Annotated in this window: 27 protein-coding genes; 17 read left to right on the forward strand and 10 right to left on the reverse strand. The window is 38.6% G+C overall.

The window, feature by feature from the left end:
• Positions 1 to 105 precede the first annotated feature (105 nt).
• Together QQK06_RS02195 and QQK06_RS02200 are read left to right on the forward strand one after the other, a co-directional pair.
• Positions 106 to 1626, forward strand: a complete 1521-nt coding sequence (locus tag QQK06_RS02195) for a M4 family metallopeptidase (protein WP_284242940.1) — start codon at positions 106 to 108, stop codon at positions 1624 to 1626.
• 189 nt (positions 1627 to 1815) lie between these two features.
• Positions 1816 to 2046: a DUF2789 family protein gene (locus QQK06_RS02200; RefSeq protein WP_284242941.1), complete on the forward strand. Its 231-nt coding sequence runs from the start codon at positions 1816 to 1818 to the stop codon at positions 2044 to 2046.
• Positions 2047 to 2070: 24 nt separating this feature from the next.
• On the opposite strand, the gene QQK06_RS02205 is transcribed toward QQK06_RS02200, so the two are convergent.
• Entirely contained in the window at positions 2071 to 4080 is a 2010-nt protein-coding gene (locus QQK06_RS02205) for a tetratricopeptide repeat protein (RefSeq protein WP_284242942.1), read from the reverse strand.
• Positions 4081 to 4299: 219 nt separating this feature from the next.
• Between QQK06_RS02205 and QQK06_RS02210 the strand changes: the two genes are divergently transcribed.
• The gene (locus tag QQK06_RS02210) at positions 4300 to 4845 is read left to right on the forward strand and encodes a helix-turn-helix domain-containing protein (protein WP_284242943.1); all 546 of its coding nucleotides are present in this window, start codon (positions 4300 to 4302) and stop codon (positions 4843 to 4845) included.
• Between the two features lie 12 nt (positions 4846 to 4857).
• On the opposite strand, the gene QQK06_RS02215 is transcribed toward QQK06_RS02210, so the two are convergent.
• On the reverse strand, positions 4858 to 5121 hold the full coding sequence (locus QQK06_RS02215) for a DUF2999 family protein (RefSeq protein ID WP_284242944.1): 264 nt from the start codon (positions 5119 to 5121) through the stop codon (positions 4858 to 4860).
• Positions 5122 to 5277: 156 nt separating this feature from the next.
• Here QQK06_RS02215 and QQK06_RS02220 point away from each other — a divergent pair, with 156 nt between their 5' ends.
• Positions 5278 to 5835 carry an NAD/FAD-utilizing enzyme gene (locus QQK06_RS02220; protein WP_284242945.1) on the forward strand — a complete coding sequence of 186 codons (558 nt, stop codon included), beginning with the start codon at positions 5278 to 5280 and terminating at the stop codon, positions 5833 to 5835.
• 118 nt (positions 5836 to 5953) lie between these two features.
• On the opposite strand, the gene QQK06_RS02225 is transcribed toward QQK06_RS02220, so the two are convergent.
• The 3 genes from QQK06_RS02225 to QQK06_RS02235 all read right to left on the reverse strand — a co-directional run bounded on the left by QQK06_RS02225 (position 5954) and on the right by QQK06_RS02235 (position 10398).
• Positions 5954 to 6508: an Hcp family type VI secretion system effector gene (locus QQK06_RS02225; protein ID WP_284242946.1), complete on the reverse strand. Its 555-nt coding sequence runs from the start codon at positions 6506 to 6508 to the stop codon at positions 5954 to 5956.
• 153 nt (positions 6509 to 6661) lie between these two features.
• A complete protein-coding gene (locus QQK06_RS02230) occupies positions 6662 to 9418 on the reverse strand; it encodes a zinc metalloprotease (protein WP_284242947.1) in 2757 nt (918 codons plus the stop codon).
• Between the two features lie 386 nt (positions 9419 to 9804).
• A complete protein-coding gene (locus QQK06_RS02235) occupies positions 9805 to 10398 on the reverse strand; it encodes a hypothetical protein (protein ID WP_284242948.1) in 594 nt (197 codons plus the stop codon).
• A gap of 225 nt (positions 10399 to 10623) precedes the next feature.
• Between QQK06_RS02235 and QQK06_RS02240 the strand changes: the two genes are divergently transcribed.
• On the forward strand, positions 10624 to 11334 hold the full coding sequence (locus QQK06_RS02240) for a substrate-binding periplasmic protein (RefSeq protein ID WP_284242949.1): 711 nt from the start codon (positions 10624 to 10626) through the stop codon (positions 11332 to 11334).
• Between the two features lie 64 nt (positions 11335 to 11398).
• On the opposite strand, the gene QQK06_RS02245 is transcribed toward QQK06_RS02240, so the two are convergent.
• Positions 11399 to 12283, reverse strand: coding sequence for a LysR substrate-binding domain-containing protein (locus QQK06_RS02245; RefSeq protein ID WP_284242950.1), 885 nt, complete (start codon positions 12281 to 12283; stop codon positions 11399 to 11401).
• A gap of 104 nt (positions 12284 to 12387) precedes the next feature.
• Between QQK06_RS02245 and QQK06_RS02250 the strand changes: the two genes are divergently transcribed.
• Positions 12388 to 12702, forward strand: a complete 315-nt coding sequence (locus QQK06_RS02250; protein ID WP_284242951.1) for a hypothetical protein — start codon at positions 12388 to 12390, stop codon at positions 12700 to 12702.
• Between the two features lie 591 nt (positions 12703 to 13293).
• Positions 13294 to 13773, forward strand: coding sequence for an aminoacyl-tRNA deacylase (locus QQK06_RS02255; RefSeq protein WP_284242952.1), 480 nt, complete (start codon positions 13294 to 13296; stop codon positions 13771 to 13773).
• 147 nt (positions 13774 to 13920) lie between these two features.
• Here the strand turns inward: QQK06_RS02255 and QQK06_RS02260 are convergent, their stop codons facing one another.
• Entirely contained in the window at positions 13921 to 14706 is a 786-nt protein-coding gene (locus QQK06_RS02260) for a substrate-binding periplasmic protein (protein WP_284242953.1), read from the reverse strand.
• A 152-nt stretch (positions 14707 to 14858) separates the two neighbouring features.
• On the opposite strand from QQK06_RS02260, the gene QQK06_RS02265 reads away from it, so the two are divergent.
• A complete protein-coding gene (locus QQK06_RS02265) occupies positions 14859 to 15617 on the forward strand; it encodes a substrate-binding periplasmic protein (RefSeq protein ID WP_284242954.1) in 759 nt (252 codons plus the stop codon).
• Positions 15618 to 15648: 31 nt separating this feature from the next.
• On the opposite strand, the gene QQK06_RS02270 is transcribed toward QQK06_RS02265, so the two are convergent.
• The gene (locus QQK06_RS02270) at positions 15649 to 16110 is read right to left on the reverse strand and encodes a YybH family protein (protein WP_284242955.1); all 462 of its coding nucleotides are present in this window, start codon (positions 16108 to 16110) and stop codon (positions 15649 to 15651) included.
• Positions 16111 to 16365: 255 nt separating this feature from the next.
• Between QQK06_RS02270 and QQK06_RS02275 the strand changes: the two genes are divergently transcribed.
• The 3 genes from QQK06_RS02275 to QQK06_RS02285 all read left to right on the forward strand — a co-directional run bounded on the left by QQK06_RS02275 (position 16366) and on the right by QQK06_RS02285 (position 18102).
• The gene (locus QQK06_RS02275; RefSeq protein ID WP_284242956.1) at positions 16366 to 16683 is read left to right on the forward strand and encodes a DUF6172 family protein; all 318 of its coding nucleotides are present in this window, start codon (positions 16366 to 16368) and stop codon (positions 16681 to 16683) included.
• Between the two features lie 273 nt (positions 16684 to 16956).
• A complete protein-coding gene (locus tag QQK06_RS02280; protein ID WP_284242957.1) occupies positions 16957 to 17427 on the forward strand; it encodes a hypothetical protein in 471 nt (156 codons plus the stop codon).
• Positions 17428 to 17655: 228 nt separating this feature from the next.
• A complete protein-coding gene (locus tag QQK06_RS02285; protein ID WP_284242958.1) occupies positions 17656 to 18102 on the forward strand; it encodes a VF530 family protein in 447 nt (148 codons plus the stop codon).
• Between the two features lie 202 nt (positions 18103 to 18304).
• Here QQK06_RS02285 and QQK06_RS02290 read toward each other — a convergent pair whose 3' ends face one another.
• Together QQK06_RS02290 and QQK06_RS02295 are read right to left on the reverse strand one after the other, a co-directional pair.
• Positions 18305 to 18535 (reverse strand): glutaredoxin family protein, encoded by a 231-nt coding sequence (locus QQK06_RS02290; protein ID WP_284242959.1) that lies wholly within the window; start codon positions 18533 to 18535, stop codon positions 18305 to 18307.
• A gap of 126 nt (positions 18536 to 18661) precedes the next feature.
• Complete coding sequence (locus tag QQK06_RS02295; protein WP_284242960.1) at positions 18662 to 19735, reverse strand: tetratricopeptide repeat protein; 1074 nt, start codon at positions 19733 to 19735, stop codon at positions 18662 to 18664.
• A gap of 265 nt (positions 19736 to 20000) precedes the next feature.
• Here QQK06_RS02295 and QQK06_RS02300 point away from each other — a divergent pair, with 265 nt between their 5' ends.
• The 6 genes from QQK06_RS02300 to QQK06_RS02325 all read left to right on the forward strand — a co-directional run bounded on the left by QQK06_RS02300 (position 20001) and on the right by QQK06_RS02325 (position 25353).
• Positions 20001 to 20195: a DUF4250 domain-containing protein gene (locus QQK06_RS02300; protein ID WP_284242961.1), complete on the forward strand. Its 195-nt coding sequence runs from the start codon at positions 20001 to 20003 to the stop codon at positions 20193 to 20195.
• A 399-nt stretch (positions 20196 to 20594) separates the two neighbouring features.
• The gene (locus QQK06_RS02305) at positions 20595 to 21167 is read left to right on the forward strand and encodes a DUF2239 family protein (protein ID WP_284242962.1); all 573 of its coding nucleotides are present in this window, start codon (positions 20595 to 20597) and stop codon (positions 21165 to 21167) included.
• Positions 21154 to 22542 (forward strand): MATE family efflux transporter, encoded by a 1389-nt coding sequence (locus tag QQK06_RS02310; protein WP_284242963.1) that lies wholly within the window; start codon positions 21154 to 21156, stop codon positions 22540 to 22542. The genes QQK06_RS02305 and QQK06_RS02310 overlap by 14 nt, the downstream gene beginning before the upstream one ends.
• A 790-nt stretch (positions 22543 to 23332) precedes the next feature.
• Positions 23333 to 24493: an alpha/beta hydrolase gene (locus tag QQK06_RS02315; RefSeq protein WP_284242964.1), complete on the forward strand. Its 1161-nt coding sequence runs from the start codon at positions 23333 to 23335 to the stop codon at positions 24491 to 24493.
• 278 nt (positions 24494 to 24771) lie between these two features.
• Positions 24772 to 25008, forward strand: a complete 237-nt coding sequence (locus QQK06_RS02320; RefSeq protein ID WP_284242966.1) for a type II toxin-antitoxin system Phd/YefM family antitoxin — start codon at positions 24772 to 24774, stop codon at positions 25006 to 25008.
• Between the two features lie 12 nt (positions 25009 to 25020).
• On the forward strand, positions 25021 to 25353 hold the full coding sequence (locus tag QQK06_RS02325) for a type II toxin-antitoxin system RelE/ParE family toxin (protein WP_284242967.1): 333 nt from the start codon (positions 25021 to 25023) through the stop codon (positions 25351 to 25353).
• Positions 25354 to 25555: the final 202 nt, after the last annotated feature.

Genomic DNA, 25555 nt, shown 5'->3' on the forward strand with positions numbered 1-25555 from the left:
GCGATTTGTTGTAAATAAATGTTTTAACGCACCACACTTTTTAACGTGTTGTATATTCATTAAATAACAATAATAAAAAAATTATAATTACAGAGGCTTCATATCATGATGACTAAATTAACTAAACTATCTATGGCGACATTACTAGCCTTAGGCGCATCTACTTCAGTAATGGCGGCTAATCATATTAGTGCAAATCACGGTAACATGAATGGCAAATCAATTAATGCTGTTACTAATTTAAGTGCAGATTATAGCTTTGCAACAGGGAAAGCATTCAACACAGTTAAAGGTAATAACAAAAAAAGAGCGACTATGTTCTACAAAGGCGTACCAGTTTTTGGTCAAAGCATTGTATTAGAACAAGATAGTGCGGGGCGTAATGTTTCTTTACAAGGCGCATTAGCCGTTGATATTGAAAATGACTTAGGCTCAGTAACGCCAGGCATGTTACACGGTAAAGCGCTCGGTAAACTAAAGCAGTTGCTTGGTCATAATAATATTGAAAACTCTAAAACTGACTTAGTGATTTATGTCGGTGCTGATAATCGTGCAAAACTAGCCTACTATGTTGAGTATTTAGTTAGTGACAGTGCAGAGCCAAGCCGTCCAATGGCATTTGTTGATGCTAATAACGGTGATGTTTTACTTTCTTGGGATGGTATTAACCACGGTAAATCAGGTAAAGGCAAGCCAGGCGGTGGCGGCGGTGGTTCAACAACTGCTACTACAGTAACAGGCCCTGGCGGTAATGAAAAAACAGGCATGTATAACTACGGCTCTGATTACGGCAACTTATTAGCAACGACTGATGGTTCAGCGTGTTACTTGGATAGCCCGAACGTTAAAACAGTTAACATGAATAACAGCACGCGTCGTGGCAGCCTAGCACAAGTTTCTTGTGGTGATACAGGTCAGGATTACACTAACGGTGCTTACGCGCCGATGAATGACGGTCAATACTTCGGTAATGTTATTTTTGACATGTACGATGACTGGTATGGTGTGACTCCATTGTCTCAAAAACTGGAAATGCGTATTCACTACGGTCGCAACTATGAAAATGCTTTCTGGGACGGTACTGCGATGTCATTTGGTGATGGTGCAACAAGGTTTTATCCATTAGTTAGCTTAGATGTTTCTGCACACGAAGTCAGCCATGGGGTAACAGAACAACGTTCTGGTCTGGTATACAGTGGTGAGTCTGGCGGTATGAACGAAGCATTCTCTGACATGGCCGGTGAAGCAGCAGAAAACTACATGCACGGAACTAATGACTGGATGGTTGGCGAGCAAATCTTCAAATCTAACGGTGCGTTACGTTATATGAATGATCCAACTCGTGACGGTAACTCTATTGATCATGCATCAGATATGACATCAGGCTTAGACGTTCATTACAGCTCTGGTGTATACAACAAAGCATTTTACTTGTTAGCAACGACCAATGGTTGGAACGTACAAGATGCCTTTGGTGTAATGTTACGTGCTAACGACCTTTACTGGACGGCTAACGCGACCTTTAACTCAGGTGCTTGTGGTGTAGAAGCAGCAGCAAGTGATTTAGGTTTTGATGCCTCAGACGTAACCGCGGCTTTTGCTGCTGTTGGCGTAAGCTGTCAATAATCCCTCATGTCTAACCAAAGGCCAGTTTTTACTGGCCTTTTTTATATTTGAAAATCAAAAGCTCAGCATAACCCAACTGATATATCCTTTAACATTAAATATTCAAAACATCCGCACATTTTAGTTACTTAAAAATAACGATTTAATAAGAAGCGACTATACTAGTGATAAAAGATTGAGGATATTATTATGGATCGTTCATCACACACACTTGCCTGCCTATTTTCTCAACTTGGTATCGATAATAAGCAAGGCTCCATTGACAAATTTATTCAGAGACACCGTGGCATCCCCGCAGAAACATCACTTGCACAGGCACACTTTTGGAATAATGCGCAGGCTGAATTTATTAAAGAGTCATTGCTGGAAGATTCTGACTGGACAGAAGTAATCGATAGCTTAGATGCCATGCTTAGATAGTAAGACAAGCTAAGTTATTCGCACTTAACTGGCATAACGCTCTATTGCTTTAGGGATTTCAATCACAAATTTAGCCCCCTGCTCCGAAGCCTGACAAGATAGTTTACCCTGCATCAAATGCAATACCGAATTATAGGCAATATTAAGCCCTAATCCTAAGCTTTGCTGCATGCCTTTAGTGGTGAAAAACGGTTCGAATATACGTTCTCTGATCTGCTCTTCGATCCCCTCTCCATTATCTTGATAAGTAATAGCAACATTATGATCTTGCGGCCGAATGTCAATTGTTGAATAAATGGGCGTAGTGTCTAATTTTGTGTGTTCAGCAGTATTCTGAATTAACTGCTCTAATACTTTAAACAATACTTCCGGGTAGTTATGAACGACTACCTCTGTTCCCGTAATATTCACGATTAACTGTTGATGATATTGCTGTGCTATCAATTTCACTTTTTCTGAAATAAACAATTTTAACTCAAATTCTTTCAATTTTGCCCCTTCAAGCTCAGCAGAAATCATCTTAAATCGCTGGATCAAATTAGCCGCTTTATCGCTATTTGCTTCGGACAGAGACAGCACACCTGTCACTTCCGCCATAAACTGTTTAAACGTCGCAAGATTTAAACGCTTTTCATCTAGTTGCTGTTCAATATTTAGAATTTTTTCTCGCATCACTGAATTGGCGGTCACTATCACCCCTAACGGGGTATTGAGCTGATGCGCCATACCTGATACTAATGTCGTTAACGCCGACATCTTGTCGGCTTCAATCAACTCCTGCTGTGTTTTATTCAGTTCTTTGATCACTTTTTTCAGTGCACGATTTTTTACCGCTAAATAACGCAAAAACCATAACACTAGAACGAAAATAACGGTTCCTGCAATTACTATCAGCATCAGCTGCTGCTCTTTAGCCTTTGCTTGCTGAGTGGCTAATTCTGACTGTTTTTTTAGTGCTATGTTTTCTTTTTCTTTGGCATTTAAATCCAGTTCCGCAAGAAAATGCATTAAAGATGCACTCGTTTTACGTTCAACAACTTTTTGCTGATTAGCGATATACTTATCAGTCATTGCAATAGCAAGTTGATATTGTTGCTGCACTTCATAATATTGACGCAACAGTGAATAACACTCTGCTAATAATCGATAGGCATTAAACCGCTCAGCAGTTTCAATCACAGAATTAAGTAAGGTAAATGCTTTTTCATGCTCTTGTTGTGCTAAGTGAACTTTAGCTAAAGCTATTTTTGGCATTAACGCTATAAAATGACGCTCAGAGGTTTTTCGAATATCAATGGCTTTAGTTAAATGGAAGCGAGCTTTTTGATAGTCTTTTTCTTTGTAGTAAAGCTGCCCTAAATTATAATGTGACCAGGAAGAATTAAAGGTGTAATTTTGTTTTTCTCTGATCGCTAAGGACTGTAAAAAGTACTCCTCGGCTTGTTTCAGCGCTTCTTGAGCCAACGCTATTTCACCGAGATTATTAAGCCCAGTCGCCATATAACTTTGGTTATCAACTTTAACACCATATTGATAAAAATAATCGATATAACGCTTAGCTTTATCATAATCTTTCATCTTTATTAGCAGATGACCGATATTATTATGGGTTCTAGCAATCATTGCCTGATCTTGTGCTTTTTCTGCAAACTCAAGCGCATTAAGATAAGCTTCTACCGCAAGTTCATAATTTTCTAACGTCGACTGAATACTGGCAAGATAGCCAAAATAATAATATGTCAGGCTGGGGTCATTAAGCCGATCAGCAAGAGTTTTACACAGAATTAATTCATTATAAGCAAGCTGGTATTGCTCACTTGCAATTAAAAAATACGCTTTAGTATAATGCAATCGCAAAGATTGACGTAGCGTTAGTCTGCCCTGGTACTCCACTAATAATTCATCAACGCGATTAGCCGCATCAATCGGCACTTTGCTATAACGGCTTAATAACTCACTTCTTACTTGTTCATACTGTGCGTCCGTTAATTTTACCAGTTCCTGAGCACTTCCATGTAATATACAGAATAACAAGAGTAGTACACAGCTTCTCAAATCAACCTCAGCTCATATAGCGTTTATTAAGGCGCTAAATTCAGGCATTTGTTAAAGCATAGTTAGAAAAGTTCCTCCAAGCAATATCTCGCTATCAACAAGCTATATTTGAATTGACGGTAAAATGGCGGTATTTTTTCGTCACCGCCAGAGCATAAAGACCTGTACCGTCACACTATATTGACTAAGAGACCATCTATGTTTATTAAACAACTACGTAAACAGCAATTATTATCTCAAGAACAATTAGCCGAAAAAACCCAGTTAAGCTTACGCACGATACAACGGCTTGAAAGCGGTCAACGTGTCGGTTATGCATCGCTTAGAGCGATTGCAGAGTTTTTTAGTTTAGATGTCGATTCACTCGAACAGGAGCTTTATTCGATGGACAGAATCATTAACGAATATAACGATTATCCACTATGGCTACGACTTTATATTGGCAGTGGCTGGTTTTCTGCGACCAGACAGGAATTTAAACGTATCGAGCTCTTTTTTCTGATCTGTGCTTTATTAACCGGTTTAGTGTGGTTTTCCGGTTTTTTCTATCCATACCGGCCAACACTTTTCACCGTGACTTTAGATCAATTGATGGGGTTTTGTAGCTTTGTATTACTACTTGGTGCTTATAATAATTCCGTTTCGATTCGTCTTGGCGATAAGTACGACATTTGGTCTAAATTGGAAGCCACTCAAGAAAACACTTGGTTCGGCATATTTAAACGTCGCAAATACCGCCAGTAAATAAATTGCTAATTATTCTTTAGCCTGCTCAGCCATTTGTTGTTTCGCTTTTTCAACCGCAGAAAAATCTAGCCCTAATTCATCCACCGCTTCCTTAATCAATTCAGGTGCGGTCATCACTTGCATCATCACCGCCTGTAATTTCTCTGGCGCAATACCCAACTGACTAATAGTCGTCATCGCCATTAATGGATTTTCAGTTAATGCCTGAAACACTTCTTTCGTTTGTTGTTCACTAATATTTGCGTCTTTAAGTAACTGGATAATAGGGTTCATAACTTCACTTTATTGATTGACTTAGCCGTTATTATAATGAAGAACATTTAAGTACAAAAACACTTTCTCAGCAAACTGCTATAATTATAAGGGTAATTGTTTACCTCCATACAAATAGAGGTAACTTTTCATACTGATAAGCAGGAGTAAATGATCATGATCAGACATTTCTATATATCAGACGACATCAATGAACTTAAGCAGGTTGAGCAAGAATTGGAATCAAATGGTTTTACTGAACCACAAATTCATGTACTCAGTGAACATGACGCAGAAGTAGAAAACCATCAACTCCATGAAGTACAGTCGGTACTCAAACAAGATATAGTACACTCCACGGAAATAGGTAGTGTTATTGGTATCAGCTTAGCCATAATCACCTTATTAATTGCTTATGCAATGGGCTGGACCGAAACCGCCGCTGGTTGGATGCCATTTATTTTTCTCTCTATCGTTATCGTCGGTTTCTGCACTTGGGAAGGCGGCTTTATCGGTATTCAACAGCCGAATGTTAACTTCAAACGTTTTCAAGAGATTCTACGTAACGGAAAGCATGTATTCTTTGTTGATGTTACGCCAGAGCAGGAACGCACTATAAACAATATCATGAAAAAGCACCCTCTATTGCAAAATGCCGGAGTTGGTGAGGCAACTCCACACTGGGTGGTAGATGGTCAAGATAAATTCAATCGTTTTATGAAATTTATGCCTTAAGCACGACCGATATACATTTCAGCAATTGCTATTTCTAAAGATAACAATGAAACCTAACATAAGAAAGCCGCACAATGCGGCTTTCTTATGTTAATGGCATACAAACCATTCCTATTAATCAAGGCTTTCCTGACTTTGATATTGACCATTGATACTCGATGGGCTCACCAACACTGCCATCTTCTTTTTGCGGTAGATAATGCACATCTACTTCTCTGAAATTCAAGACTATCTCTTCCATTAATGGCTGTGTTTCATCAGCTGAAGAAGTTGCGACACTTGTAACCATAACTTTTTTCATCGTGATCACATAATACTCAACAGGCTCCTCTCCTGCTTTTCTCACCGTTAGCACAGCTTCATCAATATGCTCGCCATTTGCACATGCTTGCATTAACACCGGGGTAGTTGTGTCTACCAACTTAGCGAAATTAATTTCCATACTGCCGATGGTTTTACCAATTTTTGGCGAATCACCACGTCCTGATTTTAGTTCAACACTACGATGTGCTCCCCAACGCCATGCTAAAACGTCTATCTCTCCTTGATGACTAGTGTCTGTCGATTCCCCTTCTACTCCTTTAATTTTCATAAAAGCAGCCGCATTAAGCACACCAATAAACAGAAAGTAAACCAGAAAACCAACCAGACAATGAGTTAATAGTTTTTTCATAACTAACTCCAAATCAAGTAGCGGATTTGAATAAATCACGCTATAAATAACCTTTTAAGTTTAGTCTCAAATCACAACATCTGCTTAACAGCTAAAGAAAAAAGCCAAGCACATCGCTCTTGGCTTTTTATAATTTATTAAGTAACTAGTAAACTAATACACCACTGTGACGGATACAGAACAGCTACTGCCCCCTTGCTCACAAACCTGATAACGGTAACTACCTGAACCTTTATTTCCCGTTTGATCTGTATAGCTACCGCTATTGGCTATCGTAACTAACCATTCGCCATCACGGTAAATATCCACCTGAGTAGCAGAAGTACCTGACCAGGTTAATATAGGAGTATGCTGACCTTTGGTTTTATTGGCACTAACTTGCAAACTGATACCGATTGCTGGATCAGTAATGGATAAGGAAACTGATGCCGTGCCGATATTACTGGCACTATCAGTTACCGACGCTGATATCAAATGTTCCCCTAAAGACAAAGTATTAACACCAATATTACTACCCAGACCAATGGTGCCATCAATACTGGACGACCATTCGAGATTAGCAGATAAATCGCCATCTTCATTATCTTGGGCTGTAGCCATAAAGCTAATACTTTCTCCAAGGTTATAAATGTCATTATCACTCGGTGAGGTTATCACTATTTGCGGCGGCATATCAGCAGGATCACCATTTGTTGTTACTGCGATGTAACTGATCTCGACACTATCTGTTTTTCCAGCTCCTGCCGTTCTGTCAGTATCGGTGATCCGAACTGTCACTGAACCTTGCGTATCACTTGGTAAATTCATGCTAAAACGATTACTGCCACTGCCCTGATAAAGCAAACCTAAGGTTTGAAACGTAGCGCCATTAATAGCATATTCAAATAAAAAGTTATCATTTTCAGTATTAGCTGGCGCTTGGGCGATCACTTCCAGTACGACGGAATTCCCCGCCAGTATGTTAGTAATAGTCCAGCTATGTTCTAATTGACTCACTCGGTTTGATGGCTTACCACCTTGATGTTGCTCGCGTAACTCTTCTATCCCAGAAACCTGTTGGGTATCAAGGTAACTACCTGAAGCAATAGAACCTGAGGTATTCGTTTCACTATTCGCGACAGCTGTTGTTGCAACCAGAGGCACATCCACCTGTAATGCATTTGATATATTCGAGCTGCTACTACCAATAGCATTATAGGCCTCGATCTGATAACGGTAACTACCAGAAATACTGATAGTATCAAGATAATTATCACTGTCACTGGCGATAGTGGCAGCTTCACTAAACGCTGCACCTGCTAGTGAACGCCAAACGCGATAACCGCTTTCATTATTTTCAGCACTCGATGCGGGATCTGTCCAGGTTAATAACACCTCATTTTCACCACTTAAGTTCGCCACTAAATCACTCGGCACCGGCGGCTTTTCGGTGACAACCACTGACGCAGGCACATTACCATTAATAAAATACTGGCCGAGTGAGCCATAATCACTGTAACCGTCCGTTAATGGATCGCCATAACCTGTGCCTTCAATAGCAAGTATATAACGCCCGCCATTAACAGCGACATTAAGTTCAGCGTAAGTATCATTTAAGACATTACTCGAACCAAGTAGCTGGCTACCACTTTCATTATACAGACTCGCCATGATGTCTAAGTTCATACCACGCAGTGACTGTCCGTAAAAATTAGCAATCCAAGCAGGAGTAATAGTAAGGTTAATATCACCGCTGCCGACATCAAGCATAAATAAATCAATATCATTTCGATGCTCGATAACCCCTTTATTTGCAGGGTTAACGTTATCTGGATCGGTTATTGGATTAGTTGCCACCACCTGAGTCGAACCAGAGATCACTAAAGGAGTTGCCAAAGCGGTATTGGCATTTTCATGATCATCTGTGCGATAGGCCAAACGATCTGCAATTAATTGCAAGTCATCTTGTGATTGTGACGCATTTTGATATTCCCCTTTACTCCACTGAGTGACGTTTTGGTAGTATCCCACCCCCATAATCGGTGCCCAGGAAACATTGCCTGAACCGTGCCCTGCGTAATAGCCCTGAGTACGAGTGCCATCATGAGACAAATTTAAATTATGGCCAAGCTCATGTGAAGCCGCTTCAGCAATATTATGAGGGCCGGTACCAACACCATCAGTAAATACTAACGCTGGTTGATAATTAGTATAATAAGAGGTACCCCAAACACCGACATATGCAACACCACCACATGAGCAAGAGTAAATGTCATTACCATATTGATCTGCTTTCGGCGTCACTAAGATCACCCCGACCTGAGGACCAAAACTACCAGGGTCTTCCGTCGTGACATCAATATCAAACGGTGCAAAGTCTTCGGCAATACGCCGCCAGGTTTCGGCAATCGCATTTAGTTCACTTTGTGAGAAGCTCGCTTCATTACCATCAAAGTTATAGGGACGCATATAAAGCGGATCAACCCCGGCATTAGAGTTCCAAATAGTGCCAGTAACTATTCTGCCATCCATATCAAGAAAAACAACGTTTGCAGCCCCCGGTTTTGAATGTAGGCTAAAAGTTTGCACTTCAGTTAACTCTGATAATGCTGGCACAGCTGAACCTTCCGGGTCTAATGGTTCAACTGATTGAGGATCTTGATAGAAAATTCCCCCACCGTCATCAGCCCTTAAATATGGGACGTCTAACTCGGTAAAGTCAAAGCTATGTAACCAGCTCATCGCTCTACTTTTCGATGTTGATGGCAGTTGTTGTAGTTGTTGTTTTAAAATACCCGGCGGTAATTCATCTAAAGTAAAAGGCTTCCCTTTACCATAAGCTTTAGTATTTTCAGCAACTGAGGGGGGTATAACAGCGAGTGAAGACAGTGACAGTATCAGTGTCCCTAATAACCTCTTGATATTTTGCATGGTACACCTATATCTTTAATGTGCCTGATAGCACTTTAGACACCAGCAAAATGATTTATATTTAGATAAATCATTAACATCCAAGTTGTCATACTTCGCACACGGCTCACCTTGAACCAGCCAGTGTAAAAAACAGCGAATATTTTCACTATAGGTGATATCCAGAGCTTGTCAATTAACGGCTGCCCATGCCTGATTCGTTAAAAGCCGTACTAAATTTCCCCCCACCAATAACCTATATGCTAAGTCATTCAGTTTGCATAATTTTACCATCATAAATGCTTCTACTGCGCGCAAATGATAGCTTAAAATAAATTAGCAATAAAAAACCTGCTAAACGCAGGTTCTAGTATTTTATATAATCAATGTCTTACTCTTTAATGAGTTTAATAACCTTCTAAATGATTCTCCATTGATTCATCCTCAGATGGCAGGAGCTGCATCAGCCAATCAAGATGTTCACTCACAAATTTCACATCATCCTCAGAAACATTCGCGGCCGCTTTTTTCATAAATTCCATGTTTTTTAATTGCTCGCTAATGCTCTTTTCCATTTCGCTGATCACATTTTGTGGCATTCCCTGCGCTTTCATCATCTTGATCTGCCCCTTCATTTGCTCCAGATAACTATCCAATGTCATACCTTCAGGTAATTGCTGCAATTGTGAATTAAAAATAGCTCCCATGATACGAAAACTAGTATCTAAGTATTGTTCAACATCATCAAAGCCAGCCGATGTTACGACTGATTCCACTTTCGAATAGACACCTGTAGATTTAAGCTTATTAATAATCTCTGCTGCATCCAGCATCATCATATCATCTAACTGTTTATCTAACGCTGGATTTGCTGCCATAATAGGAGTGATCAAATCTGTTGATTTGATATATTGTTCAATTAACTCTTTGGTAAGTGCCTGTTGTGCGTAAGCATTAATGCTTAAACCAATTAAACACAATACCATTACTAAATTTTTCATGCTCTATCCTTAAGTTATTTTTGTAATAAACTGACCCTGACGAATAATAGATAAAAACTAAACTAGCCCTTCTAAGTAATCAAGAAAAATAATTAGAGTTACGTTTAACCTCCCCTTTTTTATAGCTAATAGCAAAATCGTCGCAACTGGTAAAGCAAACAATTGACTTCGCTCAATTTCCCACGCAAACTGCACTATATAAAGCTATAGAGGTATCAATAAATAATGAAAAAAAGCCTTCTATTACTCTGCTCTCTCGTAGCTTTTTTTGTCAACGCTCAAACAGAGGTAAACCTTGTTACTGAGCTTTACCCGCCATTTCAACAAATGAACAAACGTGGGGAAGTAACAGGAGTTGCAACAAATTTAGTCAAAAAACTATTTAATCAAGCAGGACTAACACCCAATATAACAGTCTATCCTTGGGCCAGAGCACTAAGAGAATTTCGACGTTCACCGAACACATTATTATTTTCAATGCTGCAACTACCTTCTAGAGCTAAGCAATATAAATGGCTAGTCCCCTTATGCACAATCACTATGTCGTTTTATCATCACGCGAATCGAAACGATATCACGATCAATAAGCTGATAGATGTCAAAAACTACCGTATAGGAGTAGAACGAGCACAAGGAAATAAAGAGTATTTGATTGCCCAAGGATTTGAAGACAATCTAATTGAAGTCAACAATAATGAACAGTTAAGAAAGATGATGCTATTTGATCGCATTGATTTAGTGCTCATTTCCGATGCGTACGCAACCACTATTGCAAAGACGGATGATATAAAATTATCAAAAGCGTTTACGGTAAATTCGCTGGAACAGCAACTATATTTAGTTGGCAACCAAGCGTTATCTAAAACAATTGAACAGAATATTTTGAATGCTTACCAGTTACTTAGCAAAAACAATCAATTTCAATGCCACTACTAATGAGTACGAATAATATGTCTGCTGTTACCTGCTCAAATTTATCGTAGTCTATAAAACCAGCCGACTAAAGAGCAGCAAAAGCAGCCCGTAACCACTTTTCAAACCGTTTAACTTTAGGCCACAGAAAATGATGGGGAGGAGCGACTAAATATAAGGTTCTAGGATTATCATATGCATAATCCAGTACATTAACTAACTGCCCCTGCTTAATATACTGCTTAACCAATACCTTACTCACAAAAGCAATTCCCTGACCAGCTAATGCTTGCTGAACTATTGGTAATGCATCCGTAGTACTTAACTTGATATGCAATTGGGCTTTATTTATGCCAAATGTTGAGCAGCAGGCGGTTATTGCTTCTTGAATATCACTACTGATATCTTCAAGCAAAGGTAAAGAAAAAATAGCGTTTAACTCCTGCTTAATCGTGCTAAGTAGTAACGGGCTGGCAACCAACACGATTGCATCATCAATCAATTTATGGCTTTCTAATCCGGGATACTGTCCCAGTCCTCGACGAATTGCAATATCAACACCATCCCCCTGAAACAAATCTAATTTATTGTTAGGCGAAAACTGAACATTAAGGTCGGGATTTTGTTGTTGAAAATCGCTGATCTTCGGCACTAATAATAGCGAAGTCACTGAATGTAACGCACTGATACGCAGTGAAAATGGGTTCGGCTCGCTAATCACTGCATTGACCCCTAGTGTCATTTGTTCAAAAGCTTTTTCAATATACGGAAACAACAGCTGGCCTTTAGCGTTTAGCCGAGTCTGATTATTTTCTCGGTCAAATAATGGCGTATCAAAAAAGCGCTCCAATAATCGTATCTGTTGACTAACCGCCGCCTGAGTGACATGGAGTTGCTCGGCAGCACACTTAAAGCTTTGCTGCTGCGCAGCCGCAAGAAAGACTTGTAATGATTTAAGAGGTGGTAAACGCATAGACTTAAGAAAAACTTAATCGATATTAAATTTATATCGTTTGTTAACTTTGTTTACAAGCTTTAATTTACTTAAGTCACTTAACCACAGCAAACGAGAAAACGATGAAGATCTTAAATACAGCCATCATACTAGCTTTAACATTACTTTATTCAAACCTTAGCCAAGCAACAGAAGAAAAGATATACTCTGCAATGGGCTATCCCTATCAACTGTTACTGACACGTACTGAGTCAGTTAAGATTATCTATAGTGAAAACAATGATAACATCGCCTGTAAAGTTGAAGTTTCCTGGGCAGATAAGTATGTGTTAACCGAACCGACTCAGGTGAGCCATAAAAATTTCAACGAGAAACCCTTAGCAAATTGTTTACCTAGGAAAACAGCAAAATCAATTTTGTCGCAAACATTTGAGTAGTAACAACCTCAGAGCAACAAGGATTGCCGCAGTAGCATTATTGGTTACTGTGGCTTTGCTTAATAAATTCTTCTGAGATAGTCCGAAAGCGATACTATTGACACCGTTTCGAATGCTTTGCTCAACAGAGTCTAGTCGGCTTTACAAGCTGAATTTTTTTAGCAAGAGCAATATAGGACACACCTTCTGGGCCATGTTTATATGCAGCCTTGTCTCCCCGAATATTCTTGCGTAGCAATATAATAACCGGCCCGTAATAGATGACTAATAAAAGTATCAATACGTGCAATTTTTAATAACTTAAACAGCTGAAGTTCACTATTAACGACAGAACAACCTCCTACAGGATTAACAGAAGCTCTACTACCACAAGTTTGTCAGCAGATAGGAGTTAAGCTAAAGGCTGTTCAATGACAAATTTCAAGATAATACAGTTTGCGGCTGTTATTTTAGTCACTGTCGCTTAGTTCCACATAAATATGTCCCTATAATTTTACAATTAAAACCATAGAAACAGTCGCTATCACTAAGCAATTTGCTGAGTAATGCCTACACTAAGAGAGAATGATTGACTATGTATGGAGGTTGATAATGACTATTTCAACTCGACTCGACGATTATCTACACCAACAAAACATTCCGTTTAATGTGGTCCCCCATCCTCACAGCAATAGCTCCATTGGCACTGCCATCAATGCTCAGGTGCCACTCAATCAAATCGCTAAAGCTGTTATTTTATTGGATCACGAAGACAGAAAATTGATGGCGGTATTACCAGCCAGTAACAGAATATCGCTTTCCAAACTCAATGATGAATTGATGGCAAGCTACCATTTAGTGAAAGAAGAATATATCGCCGAGATGTTTGACGATTGTGATTTTGGTGCTATTCCGCCTGTGGGCCAAGCCTATAATATGAGTGTGGTTTACGATGATAAACTGGAAGAATTAGACCACGTATATATTGAAGCGGGTGATCATGAATCATTGATCAAGCTATCAAAGGCTGATTTTTTCCGTATGATGGAATTAGCCCGACATGCCCGTTTCAGTCGCGAGGTTTACCACTAGCGCAAAATAGCCACCGATAGTGCTATTGTTGGCCAAACTTAGCAAAGCGACCGATAAGACAAAGAGCTGGGTTCTTATCGGTCACTTTAACCAAAAAACTTGCGCTCACCTACTACAGCTCAATACCGTTTAGCAAGTCAGGCGATATCAATTTAAGTTTCTTAAAATGTCGGAAGCGTCAGCCGCATTACATAAGGCGCATTTATCAAATAAATCATTAATATAGCTAATAAATGCCAAATCACTGTCTTTATTGGCGGCAATGTAAATATCAAAAGATAATGCTTTAAAATAATAGACATACTTAAATTTAGATGAAGAGTAACCGATAATATCTAATGACGACTGTAAAGTCTCAGCTGAGATAGGATAAAAGTCTACACGACCAATATCTAATAATTTCAGCGCCTGCTCAGAGTTATTGACAAATATTATATGCTTGCCAGGCTCAAGTCCTAATCCTAAGAAATAATCCAAACTCGCTTCTGCACGTTTAAGTGCAATAACATAATTTGTTAACTGACTGGGATGGCTAATAACTTCATTACTTTCTTTTAAACTAAGTAATTTAACATTCACTCGACCTAATTTAGCGATCCAATGAAAACGACTTTCCCGCTCCGGGGTCCGTGAAATAGAATAAATCAACGCATTCGGTTTTAGTTTGATGAAATTAAGCGCCCTTGCCCAGCGCATCGGTAAGATATGATAAGGCACATCAGCCTGTTCAAACGCAGATTTCACATGGTCTGTTGCTAAGCCAGTTAGCTTGCCTTGCTTATCCTTTACTTGAAACGGCGGCCAAATTTCAGAATAAATCTGAACCGGTAAATATTGTTCAAAAGATTCTTTATTTACCGGCACTGCCCTTACCACAGTACTAAAGATAAAAAGGCTAATGAAGCAAATGCCATAGTTCATAGAAAGCCACATAACTCTCAACCTTAATAGGCTAACTATAAACCAAAAATCAGCTTAACTATATTTTCGTATTAAATTAATGAGAATGTTGCTTAATTTTTGCAAATAACCCGCCACTCGAATTAGACTATAATCAAATGGCTGTATGTAGCAGGTAAAATAATTTGTTTAGGTACCTTTTTTACTTCTTTTTTATCTATTATTGCTGCATTCCTTCGCTATTTGCCGCTTCTAGCAATAATTTACGTATAGTTACCGAACACTTTCCACCACTGCAAATTTTAGATAAAGAGCCACAAAGCTTGCGGGGCATGGCAGTTGATGTCATGGAGAAGTTGCTTTCCATTACCAAGACTAAAGGTAAAATAGAAGTATTGCCTTGGGCTAGAGCATATGAACTCGCATTAACTCGTCCAAATACGTTAATCTTTACCATCATACGGACTGAAGAGCGCGAACCACACTTTAAATGGGTTGGTTCAATCGCCCCGATTGGCTTTAATTATATCTGGACATTAAAAACACGCACTGACGTCAAAATAACAAACTGGCAAGAGGCACAAAAATATCACGCAGTTGCCCAACGAAATGGCGCACAATCAATAAAATTAGCCAGTCAGGGATTTGAAGAACTCAAAAACCTCTATCTGATCACCAATTATGGTCAAGGCATTCAAATGGTATTAAATGGCAGGGCTGACTTTTTTCTCGGCAGTGATTTTTTAGCTGGTTTATTTCTGCGTCACTTAAACATTAGTAAAGACCTGTTTACCAAATCATTGCCGCACAGTTACGACGAGTCATTAAATATAGCCTTTAATAAACAGACACCTGATCACCTTGTTAATGATTTTAAAAAGGCACTGGCCCAAATAAAAAAAGATGGTACATTACAAAAAATTGTTGATAAATGGACAAATTAGCATTGCATAACGAGATAAACGAGCTGTTAGCCTACTTCTCAATATCATTCCACATATCAAGATGCATTCGCCACACACCATCTATTTTGCGCCAAACAATCACATAAGCACCGCCAAACTCTACTTGCCGGCCATCCGGATGTTTTGATAACCCAGAATAATAACCGATATCACTAGCGATATTACCGTCAACAATAAGCTCTGTTGATTCTGTTTTATGCCATTGTAGTTGCCACTTCTTATCAGGGTTAGGCGCCCAGAATCGCCGAATGGCGTTAATATCACTTTCAATGTGTTGGTTAACATCAACAATTTTGGCATTCGGGCTATAAATCGCCATGATAGTGTTTATATCTCCAGCAACAAATGCCTGAGAAAACGCCTTAGCTTGTGCGGTAATAGCAGCCTTGTCATCCTGCAGTTCATTGCCGTATATAAGCTCACTAACTAATAGCAAAGATAAAATAACGATTGCTTTAATACTCTTTATCATAAGTTTTATCATTCCTTTATCGATTCAATCATTTAAGCTGCTACCCGCTTAAGCCGATATTGATAGTATCGTGACGGCGAATAAAAACACAAGATGATCATAGAAATACATCTAGCATTCTGCTTCTATTCCCCCATAAACAACGATAAAAATGCATTACTAGCGTAATATTTCTATCACTTAGTATTCATTTAGTGTGCTAAAATACGCAGTATCTTGAGTTTATAAACTCCCTCCCTGAATTTTAAGGCTCCCATGAGAAAGACATTTTCTTTAACCCACGAAAAAATTAAAACACCAAGACTGGTTGATGCAATCAAACATGAAGTAAAAAAGTACTTAAAAAGAGAAAGAAACAAGCAGCTCCCTGCTGACGCTGATTTCTGGGATTTTGATTGCAGATACGGAGCAACGAAAGAGACTGCCGATGTCATTCATGTTTCGCAACTAAACAAATCAATTGATGATGCGGCAAGTCGCGAATTAACCAGTTTTTATCTGGAAATTTTAGCTAAAACAGGTCACAGAACAGCAAAAACTACAGACTCTGATGAAGAACAACTAAGTGAATAATACTTGTTTAAAGCGTTAAGCTAAATATGTTCTAGTGCTACTATTTATGCACTATTTTACTATATTGCCGAAATAGCAGCATACGAAAGAGGGAAATAACGTTTCCCTCTTACAACTTTCACAACGGCTCCTGCATTAAAAATAGCAATGAATTCAATATCAAACGTTCTGACCCTATTGATTACTAACTCGAGCGACGAAGTTTATACCCACCAATTGACATCATCACTTCTTTAACTATGATTAAATATACAAAATAAAGAGAGCAATGGAATGTTACGTACAATAATACTAACGGCAGCTTTAATCGCTACTTATAGTCATGCTAACACCGTATATAAATGTCAAAATGGTGATCAAGTTACTTTCTCTCAAATGCCATGCCAAACGGATAATACCAAAAATGAACAACTGGATTACTCTAATATCAAAAACGTCATAACATCTGAGCCGACGCAATCCAATGCCAGTCAAAATAATACGCCCCCAAACACTTATTTATTGTCAAAAAAGAAAGAACGCTCTTTAGCCAAAATTAAAAGACTAAAACAAAAACTTAACAGTGAAATTGAAAAAATAAAAACTAAAGGACTTTCCGCAGGGGTAAATAGAGCCGGTGCCGGTTACTTAAAATTACTTAGCAAAGAGGTCACAGAAGTTCGAAGCAAATATCAAAAAAGCATAGATAAAGAGCAAGATACGTTAGAAAAAATAGAGCAAAAGATAAGTCAGTTAGAACAATAAATATAGCTCGATATCAGCAAATATTTATCTAAATTGGTTTCAGTGTCACAACCCCCTATTAAGGCGATTCTGATTTAACAGAACAGCAGTAGCAATTATTAGTAACTCGCAACAGCGACACAATTAATCAGAACAGAGTATAACACTGTCATTGATTCCATTTAAAAGTTCATCAATTCAATATTTAATCGTTATAATAGCCATATACTTTATCAATGAGTCATTCTTATGAGTGAACCGACAATTTACGAAAATAATCCATTACACGGTTTAAAACTAGAAACCTTATTAGCAGAATTAATATCTCATTATGGTTGGGAAATTTTGGCTGAGTACACTCGAATTAACTGCTTTAAAAACAATCCAAGTATGGAATCGAGTATTAAGTTTTTCAAAAAGACCGCTTGGGCGAGAGAAAAAATCGAACGATTTTATCTCTACGACTTTAAGAATCTACCGAAAGCACCAGATGATCAATTTGAGATCCCGCCACGAGAAAGAATCATTCCTGCGCATCACAAGCCACGCGAACCAAAAGTATTAATTGCTGGCAACGCCCCTGAACCTATTGTGAATGAAAAGTATAGAGAAGATAAAAAACCATACAAACAAAGAAAAAGCGTACAACAAGAAAATACCCCGCCGAAAAATCCATGGGAAAATTCGCCAAAATAAGAACAAAATTAGCCACTTACTTTATGTTCAACTATAGATAAATGCTTTCTACTTTAGCGAAAACATCAAATAGCATTTAGGCGATTTACTATAACTGACGATGATATATCCCAAAATCACGTCAGTTATCATTAGCAATGCTATATAAACTGCGTCGATGGCATCGGGTATTGAGTTCAAGAATTGTTTGATAACAAGTGAACTAATGTACACCATAGAGCTTTTTAAAGTTTTTTAGATTCCAACCGATCATCACTTCATTACCGATTTTAAGCACAGGTACAGAGCGAGCACCAATGGCGTCCAACTCTTTCCGACCGCGTTGCATTTTCGCATTGGTTAATCGGTATTTGATGCCATGCTCATCTAAGTACTTTTGCGCTTCACGGCAATGAGGGCATTTATCGGTAATATATAAAACAACGCGTTTCATCGGAAACCTTTTAAGAGTTGCTAAGATCAGTTATTTTACTGAAATTACTTAAGTAACAAAAGCAGAATAGATTACAGTGCTTGATTTCCTTTCTAATAAGTTAGCGTTGCTATTATCAAGATGACATTAATAAATAGTATACGCAGTACCTGCTTCATTTAATGCTTGATAGAAGTCTGCTATCTGACAGGCTTCTTCTAATTGGCATATCACACGATATTTTTCGATAGCGGGTTGATAGCCCTGCAATGCGGCTTTAAACAGCCAATAAACAGCAGAATCGACATCTCTTTTACCTTCAATGCCTGTTAAATAAAGTTCTGCTAGGTTTGTTTGTCCTGCTGCGTAACCTAATTCTGCCGAACGTGTTAATAAAGTAAAAGCCTGTTCAAATCTATCTTCAATATAAGTAGCCTTGAGCAATGCCATTGCTTGGGTATTCTGCCGCTTACCAGGCACATAGCGCCATGCTTGCTCAACTATTTCAAGCTTACTGACGACATTACCATCAATCATATAGGCAGACATATTCCGGCCAATGTAGTTAAGTTCGGGTCTAACAACACGATAAATGAACCCTTGCTGAAACAGTTTATCTAATTCCGCATAAGAAAAATGATGTTGTTTTTGCTCAAAATAATCATTACGTCTCGTATGCCCTATACCAACTCCATTTCTTAACGTAGCCTTTAGCGGGTAAAAATAATTACCGTAAACAAGGGAAACCGTCCCTGCGGTAATATCAACAATTTTAGCCACACGGTATTTATGATGAGGGCGAAAATCACCTACGGCTTTTTGGTAATCGAGATAATAAAAGTCATTCACTTTAGGCGCATCAATATGAGTTTGGCTTTGGCGCTGTTGTTTTTGTTCTTCTGAAAAATAAAAGCTCAAAAATAACACAATCAGAAAGCTACCGGTAAACGTACTGATCAAGCGTAACTTGTTAAAAAATGCTAAGGCAAAGCTTGAAAAAATTAACTTTAGATCGGAGGAATTATCTGGGACTTCAGCAACATTTTGACATTGTAAACAATGGACTTGGGTAAGACGCTTAACAGGAAATATAGGTAAGTATTCAAGAAAGTAATAGCCGTAAATAATGATCGAATTAACACTATGTGTTTGACCACCACAACACGCGCAGCGTAGTTTATCTGTTGTTCCCAAACACAATGTCGATTCCCGATAATCCATATTCCCGCCTGTTGTTTTTTTCTCCAGTTATTTTTATAACATTCGTTTATTATTCAAACAAGTAGAAATACTAATGATTTCGTAGATTATTTAAAACTTAGCCGAAAGCGTTCTCAATCGCCAAGCAAGAATAAAGCATTAAATTTGAAATCAAACGCTCTAAGCCCATTGATTTTTCTTATTATGCAACGCCTGTTTTGGCACATTTGATTCTGATAGCTAAACTTAATGGATAGTTAATTGATCGATGAGGTGGGTTATGGAAATGACAAAATGCATTCACATGGATGCCAACATATTACTGGGTATTGCCAATGATAGACTGCGTCATGAATGCTCAAGTTTACATAGTCTAGCTGCGATGATGGATGTTAACGAACGGCAACTGGAAAATAGACTCGCAGAAATTGGTTTTCATTATGAACAAGGGTTGAACCAATTTATGCCAGATATTAAATAGCAGTGTTTCGCTTTTTAAATTAGCAGGTGAAATACTTTCTGATTTGGTGTTTAATTTGAATCATATTGCCGGGGTGCCGGCAGCACGTTAGAGGGCTTTTACCTTAAATAAAGACACCAGTTTCCCTCTAACAACTCCCTCGGTGCCCAACTTAGCGAAAACATCAAATAGCATTTAGACGTTCTGACCCTATTGATTACTGACCCCATTGATTACAAAGAAATTGCCAATTCAATCAGCCAATTTTATTTTTACCCGGGTAAATTTGACAACGCATTATTACCCGGGTAATAATACACAACATCAATTTAGCAAAACCACGTTTAAGCTAAATAAAAAATGTACAAAATCTAAACACAAAACCAAGACACAAACTTGGGCGAGATAAGAATCAAAAAAATGAACAACGATTATATTGCACTTTATAACAACGCATTGATTGCCCGAGGTGATCTGGCATCAATAGTGAAAGCGACTAAAGCGATCGACAAGGATATTGAACCCTATGTTTTTGAGTTCGAGTCTTGCAAGCGCATTGATTTAAACTGGCATGGTGACGAAAAGGCCGTACTCGCTAGCCTGCAAGAAGAACAACCAACAACGACGGGTAAACGTGGCCGTCCAAAGCTGGGGGTAAAATCGAAAGAAGTCACTCTACTGCCCAGACATTGGCAGTGGTTGGCGATGCAGCGAGGCGGAGCCTCTGTCACCTTAAGACGCTTAGTTGACGAGGCGATGAAAAATCCCCCGATTGAACAACAGATAAAGTTAAAACAAAATCAGCTTTATAATCTACTGTCTGTAATGGCCGACGAACCTGGCTTTGAAAACGCCAGTCGCGCGCTTTATCGAAACGAACTCAGTGCTTTTGAAACAGCTATTCAAAGCTGGTCAAAAGATATCGCCGAACTACTAATAGAGAAATTTAACGAAATTGTTCATTTACAGCAAGGAAAGCATGATGACAGATAAAACCAACACCAATGTATACTTAGACGGCGCGCTCGGTGCGGCTTTTGCTAAAACCGCAATGCCAATTATTATTATGATGCTGGTTAACGGCTCATTTAATTTAGTTGACGCCTATTTTCTAGGGATATTTGTCGGCGCAGAAGCGCTGACAGCGGTCACCTCAATGTTTCCGTTATTTATGTTGATGGTGGCACTATCTACTCTGGTTTCAAATGGTTTTTCCAGTGTGATGTCCCGTCTACTTGGCGCAGGCAAGCTGAGTGAAGCGAAACAAGCCTTTGCTCAGGCAATTAGCTTGTCACTGATAGTCTGCGGGCTGTTGATGAGCTTTTTTCTGTTATTTGGTCAACAGCTAACCCTGGCAGCCAATAATGGCAATAACGAGCTGGCAACCATGAGTATTAATTACATGGCAATGCTCATTTATTGTTCTCCGCTAATGTTCATTCTTACCATTAATAGCGACTCACTACGCTGTGAAGGTTTCGCTGGTTTTATCGCCTTGGTTTCGCTACTAACAGTACTGCTTAACGGCACCCTTAACTACCTGTTTATTGCGATACTGGACTATGGCGTTATTGGCTCAGCCTACGGCACAGTGCTCGCGCAGCTATTGGCATTAGCGCTTGTTGCGGGTTTTCGTTATTCAAGCCGCAACCGCAACGCTTTACCTACTATACAGCTATCAATGAATCGCAGCCATTGGCGTGAGTTTTTAGCGCTTGGCGCGCCATCAAGCTTAAATTATTTAGGTGTAGCCCTAACTTCTGCCGCTGTGCTATATAACCTACAACACTGGATGAACGCGGATTATGCCACCACCGTGAGTGCTTACGGTATTATTACCCGGTTAATGACCTTTGTATTTCTGCCGTTACTTGGTTTAAGTATGGCGTTTCAAAGTATTACCGGTAATAACATAGGTGCCAAACAGTATCAACGCACCAACCACTGCATAAAAATAGCCTTGGTTTCAGCCTTAGTTTACTGCGTGGTGATAGAAGTATTATTACAACTGTTAAATGATCGCTTAGGTGGATTCTTTGTTAACGATATTGCAGTAATTAATGAAGTGAGCCGGATTTTACCGATAACGACACTCGCCCTGTTTTTACTCGGGCCACTGATGATGATCACCATGTTTTTCCAAAGCATTGGTGATGCGGTACGAGCCAGTATTTTAGGACTATCTAAAACATATTTGTTTGCCCTGCCTCTCGTGTTTATTCTACCAGCAGTTATTGGCGAGCAAGGGGTCTGGTATGCAGGACCAACGGCAGAAATTCTGGCGCTAACACTCACATTAACCGTACTATACCAACGTTCTCGTCGTCATAACTATCGTTTTGGCTTGCTTTATAACGATTCAAAGTAATGAAGTAGTCCAAGACTCCTGTCGCTATGTAGGTAATAAAAAGTCATCCATGAAAAACGGTGCTCTATAAAGTGAAATACTTTCGATTATTGCCGCCTTATTCAAGTTATATTGCGGCGGTGGCCGCAGCCCCCAGAGGGACGTTACACACCTAATGCCCCTCTGGACTCCCCGTGGCGCCCGACTCAGTGAAAACATTGCTCAACATTTTGTGTGAGCATCCAATGCCTGCCGCAAAGCCTGTAAAAAAAGTCGTCTATGAAAAGCGGCAGTCTTCACCATCCATGGCGAAGCTTGACTGCCCACTTTACAAAATCTCGATTTATCACTGAGATAGGAAATGGCATTAGTCGCCCTGCTCACTGCAATAGCAAACTTAAGCTTCTGTACAACGAAATTAATCACTAAACGAGAACAGAGCATTATTCTGCTTTGAAAAATGCTGAATAAATTAGAGCTGCGCTGCTATCGCTATCATGGATGATAGCGAAGTGAAATGGCACATGGATGTGCCATCTAAGCGTTAGCTTGTCGCAGCTTTAATTTATGAAGTACTACATTTTTCAGCAGCTCCGAGGGTTTCCAAAGGGAGGCTGGAGGCAGTCTCCCTTTGGGTGCCGTCGCCACCGCGACAATACGACAGCATAAGCATACAAAACCAGAAAGTATTTAACTAAGGATTTTAAAACGATCTGACCCCATTGATTTCATTTATTAAAAATTGACCAATATACGAAATTACTGGTACATTAAAATAAAAAGAAAAAACAAAAACTTAAAAGGACGTATCATGCAAAAAATAAATCTGAATATTGTCAGTTTACTCATCACATTTGTTAGCCTCTTCTCCTACGCTAATGAAAATAAAGATATAAAGGAAGTTATCCACTCAAATACTCTGAATGAAGACAGAACCATTACAGTCATTTTGCCTGAACCCTATAACGAAGATAAAGAAACCACTTACCCTGTTATTTACCTTTTAGATGGAGATCAGAAGTTAGATTTTCCAGCGGAAGTTGTCAAAAGGCTATCAACTTTAAACATGATTCCTAACTTAATTATCGTCGCCATAGATAACACTAACCGTAGAAGAGATTTTGTACCTAGCACAGATGAAAATAATAACGGTCCACATAAATTTATTAGTTTTATGGAGAAAGAACTCATTCCCTTTATCGATAATAAATACAGAACCAAAAACTATAAAATATTAGCAGGTCATTCTCTAGCTGGATTACTCACGCTCTATACATTTCAACATAAGCCAGAGCTATTTCAAGCTCATTTCGCTTTCAGTCCATCATTAGGCTCAGATAACGATATAACTAAAGAAAAAGTCATAAATTTTTTAAATAAGAATAAACAACACCATAATTATCTTTATGTAAACTTAGGTAGAGAGGGATTAATTGCTGGAGATGAGGGGTTATTTGCAATGAGGAAGAACTTCATTGACCTTTCTAATGTACTATCTAATAGTCAGGTAAACGCATTAAGATTTAAAACAGAATTACTTGAAGACGAACACCATTTTACGACTTATTTAATAGGTTTTCACCGAGCATTAATGGATTTATACAAGAATTGGTTTGTACCTATGGAAGTATCAAAAGAAGGTGTAGCTGCAATTAAAAAACGCTATCAAAAGTTATCATCACAACTAGGTTATGAAGTTACACCACATGAAGGTTGGGTATTTGTTTCTGGATTAATTAACGACAGAATGTTTAATGATAAAAAGCAAGCTTATGACATACATAAGTACAATGTCCAATTACATCCAACAAATATTAGGGCATTATCAACAATGGCAAGCATGTATGAAGAATTTAATGAAGTTGAACCTGCAATTGATTTATTAAATAAAGCTATTGCTCTTGAAAACAAGGACAGCGAAAACTATCAAAGATTAAACAGGAAAATAGAGGATTTAAAGGCCAAACTTTAACCTGTATTTTATTTAGCACGAAAACCCGCCTGATGGCGGGTTTTTCAAAACTTCAAAAAGAAGCTAGTTGCTTACCAGCCAGCCTTCTCTTTAAGCGCTACACCGATATCCGCGAAAGATAACACCCTCAGCTTCTAAAATTCAGCAAATCTCTCATCAGCAGTACATTTATCATTAAATAATTGACACCTTTCTTATGCCAGTCTAAATTAAGATCACTAGTACGTATTTAGTTCGACAAAGCATGTACTAGTAATAACAAAACAGGAACTACCACAATGAACATAAAACCCATCAGCTACATGAAAGCCAATGCAGCCAAATTACATGATGAACTTGAATTTGAGCCAATGCATGTCACACAGAACGGACATGAATATTTAGTCGTACAAACAGCAGAAGCTTACCAAATGCAACAAGAAAAAATGGCTTTTATGGAGTTAATTATTAAGCGAGAAATAAACATTTCTAAAGGTAAAGTCAGTGATTTAGATGAGTTCTTAACTTCAATTTAGCATGTGAGTTAGATGAAATTTTTAATCGAAAACAATGCCAAAATTGATATTAGGTTAGCAATAGATTGGCTTGCTAAAAAAGTACCTAATGAAAAAGCGAAAGCAATCGTTATTTCTACCATTCAAGATGTAAAGAACCAGCTTATTGTTCACTCAGATTCCGGCAAAAAATGCCAATTTGATTTTGTAGGTAAATACCGAGAAATTATTAAAAATGATTACCGCACTATCTATAAAATTGACAAGAAAAAGAACGAAATAATCATTATCCTGTTTTGTCATACTCGGATGAATTTTCAAGCCTTACTGTCACAAAGTAATATTTATAATAAAGATCATAATTAGCGTAGTAGAAAAGCTGTAAGTCACGATGTATGACAGTAAAAAATCCATCAGCAATTGTGTTTTTTAGCCGTAAAATACTTTCTAGATTAGTGCTTTTCCACCGTTATATTACGGCGGTGACCACTATACCCATGATACTCGCTTCAGTGCTAAATATTGTTAACCGCATAATTACTAAAAAGTAATCTGTGCCACACTTCTC

It is taken from the genome of Thalassotalea insulae (genome assembly GCF_030161395.1).
In the GTDB taxonomy this organism is placed as follows: Bacteria; Pseudomonadota; Gammaproteobacteria; order Enterobacterales; family Alteromonadaceae; genus Thalassotalea_E; species Thalassotalea_E insulae.